Annotated in this window: 11 protein-coding genes, 1 tRNA gene and 1 pseudogene; 6 read left to right on the top strand and 7 right to left on the bottom strand. The window is 60.5% G+C overall.

The genetic code is table 11. The annotated features are described in order from the left end of the window. Positions 1–130 precede the first annotated feature (130 nt). Complete coding sequence (locus tag EN969_RS06885; RefSeq protein WP_013529717.1) at positions 131–1,180, top strand: low specificity L-threonine aldolase; 1,050 nt, start codon at positions 131–133, stop codon at positions 1,178–1,180. 71 nt (positions 1,181–1,251) lie between these two features. On the opposite strand, the gene EN969_RS06880 is transcribed toward EN969_RS06885, so the two are convergent. Continuing rightward, positions 1,252–1,719: an Hsp20 family protein gene (locus EN969_RS06880; protein ID WP_013529716.1), complete on the bottom strand. Its 468-nt coding sequence runs from the start codon at positions 1,717–1,719 to the stop codon at positions 1,252–1,254. 481 nt (positions 1,720–2,200) lie between these two features. Between EN969_RS06880 and EN969_RS06875 the strand changes: the two genes are divergently transcribed. Further along, positions 2,201–3,178, top strand: a complete 978-nt coding sequence (locus tag EN969_RS06875) for an alpha/beta hydrolase (RefSeq protein WP_063170330.1) — start codon at positions 2,201–2,203, stop codon at positions 3,176–3,178. Between the two features lie 17 nt (positions 3,179–3,195). On the opposite strand, the gene hisN is transcribed toward EN969_RS06875, so the two are convergent. Continuing rightward, complete coding sequence (hisN, locus tag EN969_RS06870) at positions 3,196–3,969, bottom strand: histidinol-phosphatase (protein WP_024502739.1); 774 nt, start codon at positions 3,967–3,969, stop codon at positions 3,196–3,198. Between the two features lie 301 nt (positions 3,970–4,270). After that, positions 4,271–5,212 carry an N-formylglutamate amidohydrolase gene (locus EN969_RS06865; protein ID WP_013529713.1) on the bottom strand — a complete coding sequence of 314 codons (942 nt, stop codon included), beginning with the start codon at positions 5,210–5,212 and terminating at the stop codon, positions 4,271–4,273. Between the two features lie 163 nt (positions 5,213–5,375). Here EN969_RS06865 and EN969_RS06860 point away from each other — a divergent pair, with 163 nt between their 5' ends. Next, positions 5,376–5,738, top strand: a complete 363-nt coding sequence (locus EN969_RS06860) for a response regulator (protein ID WP_006199474.1) — start codon at positions 5,376–5,378, stop codon at positions 5,736–5,738. A 116-nt stretch (positions 5,739–5,854) separates the two neighbouring features. Then, positions 5,855–5,929, top strand: a tRNA-Val gene (locus EN969_RS06855). A gap of 274 nt (positions 5,930–6,203) precedes the next feature. Here the strand turns inward: EN969_RS06855 and EN969_RS06850 are convergent. Then, the gene (locus EN969_RS06850) at positions 6,204–6,410 is read right to left on the bottom strand and encodes a hypothetical protein (RefSeq protein ID WP_013529712.1); all 207 of its coding nucleotides are present in this window, start codon (positions 6,408–6,410) and stop codon (positions 6,204–6,206) included. 403 nt (positions 6,411–6,813) lie between these two features. Between EN969_RS06850 and EN969_RS06845 the strand changes: the two genes are divergently transcribed. Next, positions 6,814–7,581, top strand: coding sequence for a Stf0 family sulfotransferase (locus EN969_RS06845; protein WP_027161395.1), 768 nt, complete (start codon positions 6,814–6,816; stop codon positions 7,579–7,581). Between the two features lie 202 nt (positions 7,582–7,783). Beyond that, positions 7,784–7,951 carry a hypothetical protein gene (locus EN969_RS35235; RefSeq protein WP_158515803.1) on the top strand — a complete coding sequence of 56 codons (168 nt, stop codon included), beginning with the start codon at positions 7,784–7,786 and terminating at the stop codon, positions 7,949–7,951. Here EN969_RS35235 and EN969_RS35880 read toward each other — a convergent pair. From EN969_RS35880 to EN969_RS06835, 3 genes and pseudogenes are all read right to left on the bottom strand, one after another. Continuing rightward, a pseudogene (locus EN969_RS35880) lies at positions 7,918–8,024 on the bottom strand (transposase); the annotation flags it as partial. The gene EN969_RS35235 and the pseudogene EN969_RS35880 sit on opposite strands and share 34 nt — an antisense overlap. 9 nt (positions 8,025–8,033) lie before the next feature. Then, positions 8,034–8,429 (bottom strand): hypothetical protein, encoded by a 396-nt coding sequence (locus EN969_RS06840; protein ID WP_013529710.1) that lies wholly within the window; start codon positions 8,427–8,429, stop codon positions 8,034–8,036. Positions 8,430–8,443: 14 nt separating this feature from the next. Continuing rightward, on the bottom strand, positions 8,444–8,803 hold the full coding sequence (locus EN969_RS06835; RefSeq protein ID WP_024502741.1) for a lysozyme inhibitor LprI family protein: 360 nt from the start codon (positions 8,801–8,803) through the stop codon (positions 8,444–8,446). Positions 8,804–8,880 lie beyond the last annotated feature (77 nt).

Below are 8,880 nucleotides of genomic sequence, written 5' to 3'. Positions count from 1 at the left end.
GGCCTGGGCTTTGCCCGTTGGCTGGCTTTACTGTTTTTCCGGCGCCTGGCCCTTGCGATCAGCACGCGAAACCGGTCAACTTCAGTCTGATTTCCCCAACCCCCCGTTCTCCCAAGACATAGGCAGATGCATGTTCTTCGCTTCCGACAATTGGGCAGGCGCCCACCCCAACATTGCCGCCGGCCTGTCGGCCAATGCCGGCGGCTTTTCCACCGCCTATGGCGACGGAGCGCTCGACCAGGCAGTCTACCAGCGCTTCAGCGAGATTTTCGAACGCGAGGTCGCGGTGTTCTTCGTCGCCACCGGCACGGCCGCCAACTCGCTGGCGCTGACCGCTTACAACAAGCCGGGCGGCATTTCCTTTGCTCATCGCGAATCGCATGTCATCGAGGACGAATGCGGCGCGCCGGTGTATTTTTCCGGCGGCTCACGCCTGCATGAGATCGATGGCGCGCTGGGCAAGATCGATCCGCACAATCTGGAAAGGACCATCGGCCGTTTCGCACCGGAAATCGTCCATTGGGGACGGCCGATGGCCGTTTCGATCACCCAGTCGACCGAGGTCGGCACCATCTACGGCCTGGATGAGATCGAGACGATCGCGGCGATCGCCAAACGATATTCGGTGCCCTTGCACATGGACGGCGCCCGCTTTGCCAATGCGCTGGTCGCGCTCGACACGTCGCCAGCCGAAATGACCTGGAAACGCGGCGTCGACATCCTGTCCTTCGGCGGCACCAAGAATGGCTGCTGGTGCGCCGAAGCGATCGTGCTGTTCGATCTTGATCGTGCCAGGGAATTGGCGTTCCTGCGCAAGCGCGCCGCCCAGCTGTTTTCGAAATCGCGCTTCGTCGCGGCGCAGTTCGAGGCCTATTTCAAAGACGGATTGTGGCTGGACACCGCCCGCCACGCCAACGCCATGGCCGCACGCCTTGCCGCCGCGATCGAGGATTCGGCCACGGCAAAACTGGCATGGCTGCCGCAGGCAAACGAGGTTTTCGCAGTGATCAAGAAAGCCGAAGCTGAAAAGCTGCAGGCAGCGGGTGCGGCGTTCTATGATTGGCACAAGCCGCACGGCTTTGACGGCCACATCAGCGAGGACGAGTTGCTGTATCGCTTCGTCACCAGCTTCGCGACGACGGCCGATGAGGTCGACCGTTTTGGCCAGCTGATCGCCTGATACCGAAATCCCCGATAACAAAAAAGCGGCGCCTTTCGGCGCCGCTTCCGTCTCGGGAGGAGACTTGTACTTTAGGCAGCGGTCTTGGCCTCGATCTGCTTGGCCTTGGCCGAAGATGCCGTAATCGCGATCTTGCGCGGCTTCAGCTCCTCGGGGATGTTGCGCTTGAGGTCGACGAACAGCAGGCCGTTCTTCAGCGAAGCACCGACAACTTCGACGTGGTCGGCAAGCTGGAAGCGGCGTTCGAAGGCTCTCGAGGCAATGCCGCGATAGAGCAGTTCAGAGCCTTCGCCGGTGCCCTCGTCCTTGCGCTCACCCTTCACGGTCAGCACGTTGCGATGGGCTTCGATCGAGATTTCCTCGTCAGAGAAGCCGGCAACCGCCATCGAGATCCGGTAGGAATCCTCACCGGTGCGCTCGATGTTGTAGGGCGGGTAGGTCTGCGCGCCATCCGGCTGCGCAAGCGAATCGAGCATCGTGAACAGACGATCGAAGCCGACGGTCGAGCGATAAAGCGGGGAAAAATCAACGTGACGCATGAGGTGTTCTCCTGTTGAGCAACATGGTTTGCGTATGGCCGGTGCGAAACCCTTGAGCGGCGTTTCGGGTGGGCCAGCGGCCCCTACATTGGCGACCGCACGAGACATTTGGGGAGCGCTGGAAAGCATTTCAAGATTTCACCTGGCGGCAAAAGCCACGGCGGCCGGACCCTTGATGAACGGCAGATGAACCGGCACTTCGGCGCGCGTTCAGGCAGCCGGCGCTAAAGTCCATTCCAGGATCAAGGACTGGCGGCGCCGATTGCACAACAGGCACCGCAACGAGGCCGACCGGGTGTAACGTCCCTTCCTCCCGGATCGACAGAGGCCGGAAGCACGCTTTCAAGCGGCTTCCGGCCTTCCCTGTTGCAGCCCAGTCAGTCACCGGGAATTCCTTGGCTTTTGGCGCATGGGCGTCTATCACCATAGCGGAGCCGGCCAGCGCAGGCGGGCATGCGAGACGCCGAGCACGAAGCGCCGAATGACGGATCTTTTCACCGAAAACTCCCTTTTTCACGAAATCGAGGGCAATCCGCGGCCGGAAAACGCCGCCGGCGGCTTCTTCACCACGCGTGACCGCAAGAATATCCGCTACGGCCTGTTCGGCGCGGTCGCTCGCCCGATGAAGGGCACCGTGGTCCTGCTCACCGGCCGCAACGAGTGCATCGAGAAATATTTCGAAACCATCCGCAACCTTGCCGATCGTGGCTTTGGCGTCGCCACGCTCGACTGGCGCGGCCAGGGCGATTCAGACCGGCTGATCCGCGATCGCCAGCGCGGCTACGTCAGCAGCTTCCGCGACTACACCGCCGACCTCGAACAGTTCTTCGAGGAGATCGTGCTGCCCGATTGCCGCGGACCCTACTACATCCTGGCCCATTCGGCAGGCGCATTGATCACCCTGCTGGCCGCGCCGTCGATGGTGAACCGCGTCCGGCGCATGGTGCTGATCGCGCCTTTCCTGACGCTGCCCGACCTTCCGGTCTCGATCTCGACGGTTCGCCGCGTCTGTTCCCTGTTCTGCGCTCTCGGCCTCGGCCGGCTCTATGCCGCCTGGGGTCCGCGGCCGAGGGCAACGGCCCCTTTCGAGACCAACAAGCTGACATCGGACCCGGAACGCTATCGGCGCAACACACGGATCTATGAAGAATACCCGCAACTGGCGCTTGGCGGGCCGACGATCCGTTGGCTGCGGGCAGCCGCGAAAGCTTCGGAAGCCGTCAACGACCCCGACTTCATGGCCCGGATCCAGGTCCCGCTGCTGATCATCGCCGCCGGCGCCGACCAGGTCGTCTCGACCAGGGCTGTCGAAGCCTACGCCAGGCGTCTGCGGCTCGGTTCATTGCTGATGATCGACGGCTCCCGCCACGAAATCCTGCAGGAAGCCGACATCTACCGCGAGCAATTGCTCGCCGCCTTCGACGCCTTCATTCCCGGCAGCGACGACCCCACGGCCTGACGGCCGCCGGTCGCTGGTCAGCCGCGCAAGGCAGCCATGGCAGCTGCGTGGAGTTCCGGCGTTGCAGCCGCCAGGACATCGCCGCCCTTTTCCGCAGGCCCGCCATCGAATGTGGTGACCACACCGCCTGCCTTCTCGATGATCGGGATCAGCGCCACGATGTCGTATGGCTTCAAACCGGGATCGGCGACGATATCGACGCTTCCCGAAGCGATCATGGCGAAGGCATAGCAATCGGCGCCATAGCGGGCGAGTTGGATCTGTCTTTCGAATGCATCGTAACGGTTGCGCGCTTCGCCTTTGAATAGCGCCGGCGTGGTGGTGAACAGCGTCGCCTGGTCCAACTTCGTCGTCTTGCGGGTCGTCAGTTTTCGCGGCCCGCCCGGCCCCTCATAGTGCGAACCTGAGGCGTTGGCGTAGAACAGCTCGCCGGTGAAGGGTTGCGCCATCATGCCGGCAACGGCGTCACCGTCGACCGTCAGCCCGACCAGCGTGCCCCACACCGGCAGGCCGGAAATAAAGGCGCGCGTGCCGTCGATCGGGTCGATCACCCAGACATGCCGGCTCGAAATGTTCTCGCTGCCATGCTCCTCGCCAAGAATGCCATGGTCGGGATACTCGGCAGAGATCAACGCCCGGATAGCGCGCTCGGCCTCGCGATCGGCCTCGGTGACCGGATCGAAACTGCCCTGTTCCTTGTTGGCGACCGCGCCTTGGGCACGAAAGCGCGGCAAGGTCTCCGCCGCCGCCACCTGCGCGATGCGGCGCATGAAATCGACACTGATGTCCAACTGATTCTCCCGCACTGCAGCATGTCCGAGCCGTGCTCTGCCGCCAATTTCGTACCAAAACAAGTGTGTTCGACTACTTCTCCGCGACGGCATCTGTTGCCCGGATGTCACATAAGCGTCGTCGAAACGCAATTTCCACATCAGAGTGAATTAAAAAAGCCTGAAGGTCGCTTGACATTTGTGCAACGCACAATACCCTTGACCTCGGACAGGGTTTCCTGTCCATGCCCTCCTTGGGCGTTTCCTCCCTAGACTTCGACCGTATCGTGCAAACGATGCGGTCTTTTTTTACGCCGCGATTTCACTCCGCGGCCAGCGGCAGGTCGATGAAATGATGGTCGGGCATCGACATCAGGTCGGCTGAGAACCGCGTCAGATCGTCGGCCAGCGCATCGAAGCCGGCGGCCTTCTCGAATGTCCGTTCGTTCATGTAGAGCCCGCGATTGACCTCGATCTGCAGCGCATGCAGATGGCGCGCCGGGCGGCCGTAATGCTCGGTGATGAAGCCGCCGGCATAGGGTTTGTTGTGGGCAACCGAATAGCCCATGGCGCTGAGCAGGCCGATCGCGGTCTCGGTCAGGGCGGCGGTTGCCGAGATGCCGAAACGGTCGCCGATGATGAAGTCGGGCCGCAGCCCGCTGTCGCCGACACGGATGCTCGCCGGCATCGAATGACAGTCGATCAGCACGGCAAAACCGAACCGCGCATGGGTCCGGGTCAAAAGCCGCTTCAGCGTCTCGTGATAGGGCTTGTAGACGGTTTCGATCCGGGCAACGGCTTCCGACAGCGGCAGGCGGCCGGAATAGATGTCGAGCCCCTCGCCGACCAGCTTCGGCACCGTGCCAAGCCCACCCGCCACCCGCGCCGAGCGGATGTTGCAGAAGGACGGCACTGGCTCGGCGAACATGCGAGGATCGAGCTCCCACGGCTCGCGATTGACGTCGAGATAGGCCCTCGGAAAATTCGCCGCCAGCAGCGGCGCGCCGAGCGCCACGGCACCGCCGAACAGCTCATCGACGTAACAGTCTTCCGACCGGCGGATGGCGTTGCGGTCCAGCCTTGCCATGGCCAGGAACCGTTCGGGATAGTAGCGGCCGCTATGCGGCGAATTGAAGAGGAAGGGGACGCGCTGCTCGGCGCCCGACCGGATTTCGAAGGGTGGAAAGACCGAAAAATCCTCGGCTGCCGTCTTCAATTTGAACGAACCCGAAAACACCAGTGCATCATGATGTGAAAGTGCCACCTTGCAGGCCGCGTGTCCAGCATTTCAGCGGCGGCACACCCCCGGCAAATATGGATCATCGCCGTCCGCGTTCACTTGATGTTTACCCTCACCTCCTCATATACAGGATGGTTAACGGGCTTGCCCAACGGCAATCTCGGGCGGGTGATTCGGACAGGATATCATGGCACGCATTCTTCTGGCGGAAGACGACGACGATATGCGTCGGTTCCTCGTCAAGGCGCTGGAGCGCGCCGGTTACCAGGTCAGCGATTTCGACAATGGCGCCAGCGCCTATGAGCGGCTGCGCGAAGAGCCGTTCTCGCTGCTGCTGACCGACATCGTCATGCCGGAGATGGACGGCATCGAGCTGGCGCGCCGCGCCACCGAGATCGATCCCGATCTGAAAGTCATGTTCATCACCGGTTTCGCCGCCGTTGCGTTGAACCCGGATTCCAAGGCGCCGAAAGACGCCAAGGTGCTGTCGAAGCCATTCCATCTGCGCGACCTCGTCAACGAGGTGGAGAAGATGCTGCAGGCGGCCTGAGCCGTTTTCTAGGCGAGGCGCCGCACCTCTTCGCCACTGCGGCGAGACGACGCCTTCTTTCCTTTTTCCTGCTATTGACGCGCTGGATCAAAAATGGTGTATGCGCGGCTTCGGATGGGCGTGTAGCTCAGCGGGAGAGCACTGCATTGACATTGCAGGGGTCACAGGTTCAATCCCTGTCACGCCCACCATCCAACCAGACAAATCAGACTTGGATCGACATGCTGGCCGGCTCGCCAGACAAAGCGCGTGGGCATGACGCGCGGGATGAGCAGCGTCGAGGTGCTGGCGGAAGAACGCCTCACTTGGGATAAGCAGGGCACAGCGTGGCACAGGGCCGTCCAGGGCGCGCGTTACACAGAGGTGGACGATTTCGGTGCCTCAAGGGGAGGCTGGACGTTGGCGAGCTTTCGAGCGCAACCCGCCCGTCCCAGCGCTGACCGGAACGGGCGACACGCAATCAGATCATTGCGGCGCTGGATCAGGCGTATTTCCCGGCCTGTCGCCGCCGCCCTTGCCTTCGCGGCAAGGCTCGCCGATGCCGCAGCATTTGCCGTTATAGGTGACGCCAGGCTTCAGCTTGTCGCATTCCCTGGGAGCGGTTGTCTTGCAGCCGGCCAGCACCGAAACGGCGATGGCGGCCAAAAAGACGTTTCTCGAGACAGTAAACATAAGACGTTCTCCTTGATGAACCATGTTTGGACACATCACTTGGTCGCGCCTCGGGTGAATTGGTTCACAAAAATAGTGATGGCGGCGAAAACAACCCTCACGGTTATTCGACAGAGGACACTCCTGGGCAGGCGCAGCAATCGCGTGGCGACGTGTCGGCGACGGCGAACACGCCCACGATGACGATGGCGGCCGATGCGGCGTCCTAGATGAATTGCGTGGTCATCTGGTCTAGAATCCAGCCAAAGCCCTGGTGATGCCGACAAGATGGCAACGAAGATCACGGCGGCAATAAGCTGAGCACGGTGTTCCTGGACCTGGGGCGGGAACGCAGCACTGATTTGGGTTGAAGATAAGCGGGCCTTGCGGCATGCGTTCCGGGACAAGGTGAAGTGAGGAGTTTATGCGGGGCGTTGCGATTCTTACAGAGGGAAGAAGCGGTTCGAACTGGCTGGGAAGCCTGACGAACGCAACTGGCCTGATGGGACGGTCGGAGGAATGGCTTGATCCGGCCTATCTACGTTTCGATCCCCGCACCTATGATGATCTTGAAAAAGCGGTCATCGAGAAAGCGTCGACCGACAACGGGCGGTTTGCGATCAAGTTGTTTCCGCGCCATCTGGCCTGGTGTAAGGAGAAATTCGGAAAGGATTTTCTATTCGAGATTCGAAGAAAACACGGCTTGGAATTCATTTTGTTGGAACGTCGCGACCGAATTCAGCAAGCTATTTCGTTCTACCGAGCTAGGATGTCTGGAGTGTGGACGAGCCGGCACGAAGGGAAAGTCAATCCGCGCTCTGTTCCTTATAGCTTCGCCGACATCAGCCAAGCGTATTTCCAGATTGATCGAAGCTATGCGTTCTGGAGGTCCTACCTACAACTTGCGGGGCTGGATTGTCGTCAATTCGTCTACGAAGATTTGCAGCAAGACCCACGGCCCTATCTGGAAGCTGTGGCGGATTATATGGGCGTCCAGGTCCCGGAAGACACCGCCAATTCGAGATTCACTGTTCAACGGGACAGCCTCACGGAAGAATGGATAGTGCGCTTTCGTGAGGACGCAGCGGCCAAGGGCGCCATTGAGGGCATCGGGGAGATGGCGGTGCCAAGAACGCTCGACAATATCGCCCGCTTTGCCCTGAAACGGCCCCTGATCCGAAAGCGCTTCTAGAGGCAGGTACTTTCTTCGGGGAAATTCGATGATCGTTGCAGCTGGCTCGGTTCCAGCGCTCGATGCCCCGGCTCTTCCTCCAGAACACCTGGAGTAAATCGCGCCGGTCAACCGTCTGCCCGCAGTAATGATCTTCTTCCGGGATGTCCTGGCCGCCGTGCAGCTTGCTGGGAACGGCGGGCCAGGGTCAGATAGTTTCGTCATGTCGCTCGAACCTGCCATTGCGGCAAAAAGTTCCGGAACCATCCTTCAAGCTGATGGAATCGCGGATCGCGTGTGCAGGATCGGCATTTCCCGGCTGTTCGCCGAGGTAGAGCGGTTCGCATTTGGGTTGACTTCTAGCCTGCGCCTGGCGCAACGCCGCATGTAGTGCTTGAAGTTGGCGAAGGGTTTCTCGATTGGGTTGAGGTCCGGACTATAGGGGGCAGGAAGGAGAGCCTCGCGGAGCCAGCCTACTGGTCATCGTCATCGTTATTGTCTGGATTGTCGACCAAACATCCCGCGCCGTGACACCCTTGGTAATTGCCTTGAGTGTCGAAATTCGGATTGCCATCCTTGTCGTAACTCGGCCTTGGATCGATGTAGCTGTCGTCCTTTCGACGCGCTTCCTTGCGATCCTTGTCTCTCTGTTCTTGCGCGGCCATGCGATCCAATGAGCGCTGCTCATCTTCTGAACGTTGTGAGGTCTGTTGCATCATGCAGTCGGCAAACCTGTTGGTTCCTGGCCTGTAGCCGTAAGACGCGCACTGTTGCTGATCCATTGCGCGCTGATCCTCAGCGCTGACGCAACCGGCAACCGCCAACGGCACAAGCGCGATCAGCACATATCTCATCTTGAAATTCGGCATTTTGTCACTCCAGATTATTCTGATGGCACCGGGCAAGAGAGGTCACCCTCCTGGCAGTTCAGGTAGGCCTTCAACTGCCTGGTGCGGGCCTTGGTCAGGTCAGCCTGACAAGCAGCGGCAACCATCGGCGCCGCGGAGCCACCATCGTCACCGCTGGATTGAAACGTGCATTCGGCGTTGCGGAACGCAATCCACGCTCTCTGCGCTTTCACGAACCGTGCCTTGCCGTCGGAATCATCCGTAAGCCGCTTCTGGATTTGCTTGAAGGTCTGGTTCAATGCCTGATCGGCTCTTTTGAAATCCGAAGCTGGATCAGCCAGAGCCGCGGTGGCGGCGAACGACAGCATGGCGACCGCAGCAAGTAGAAAACGCATGATTGTATCCCCCTCATGAAAACAACCACAAGTAAGCACGCATAGGAGCAGCCGGCAAGGCCTGGAAAACCATATAG

This window comes from Mesorhizobium sp. M7A.F.Ca.CA.003.01.2.1 (assembly GCF_003998945.1).
In the GTDB taxonomy this organism is placed as follows: domain Bacteria; phylum Pseudomonadota; class Alphaproteobacteria; order Rhizobiales; family Rhizobiaceae; genus Mesorhizobium; species Mesorhizobium ciceri.
This window is presented reverse-complemented; position numbering and strand designations above follow the sequence as displayed.

What these genes read in the sequence shown, in the direction of transcription:
- EN969_RS06860 (WP_006199474.1), top strand. Translation starts at nt 5,376, where the DNA reads ATGGCACGCATTCTTCTGGCGGAAGACGACGACGATATGCGTCGGTTC.
- EN969_RS06880 (WP_013529716.1), bottom strand. Translation starts at nt 1,719, where the DNA reads ATGCGTCACGTTGATTTTTCCCCGCTTTATCGCTCGACCGTCGGCTTC.
- EN969_RS06850 (WP_013529712.1), bottom strand. Translation starts at nt 6,410, where the DNA reads ATGTTTACTGTCTCGAGAAACGTCTTTTTGGCCGCCATCGCCGTTTCG.
- EN969_RS06875 (WP_063170330.1), top strand. Translation starts at nt 2,201, where the DNA reads ATGACGGATCTTTTCACCGAAAACTCCCTTTTTCACGAAATCGAGGGC.
- EN969_RS06845 (WP_027161395.1), top strand. Translation starts at nt 6,814, where the DNA reads ATGCGGGGCGTTGCGATTCTTACAGAGGGAAGAAGCGGTTCGAACTGG.
- EN969_RS06835 (WP_024502741.1), bottom strand. Translation starts at nt 8,803, where the DNA reads ATGCGTTTTCTACTTGCTGCGGTCGCCATGCTGTCGTTCGCCGCCACC.
- EN969_RS35235 (WP_158515803.1), top strand. Translation starts at nt 7,784, where the DNA reads ATGTCGCTCGAACCTGCCATTGCGGCAAAAAGTTCCGGAACCATCCTT.
- EN969_RS06840 (WP_013529710.1), bottom strand. Translation starts at nt 8,429, where the DNA reads ATGCCGAATTTCAAGATGAGATATGTGCTGATCGCGCTTGTGCCGTTG.
- EN969_RS06885 (WP_013529717.1), top strand. Translation starts at nt 131, where the DNA reads ATGTTCTTCGCTTCCGACAATTGGGCAGGCGCCCACCCCAACATTGCC.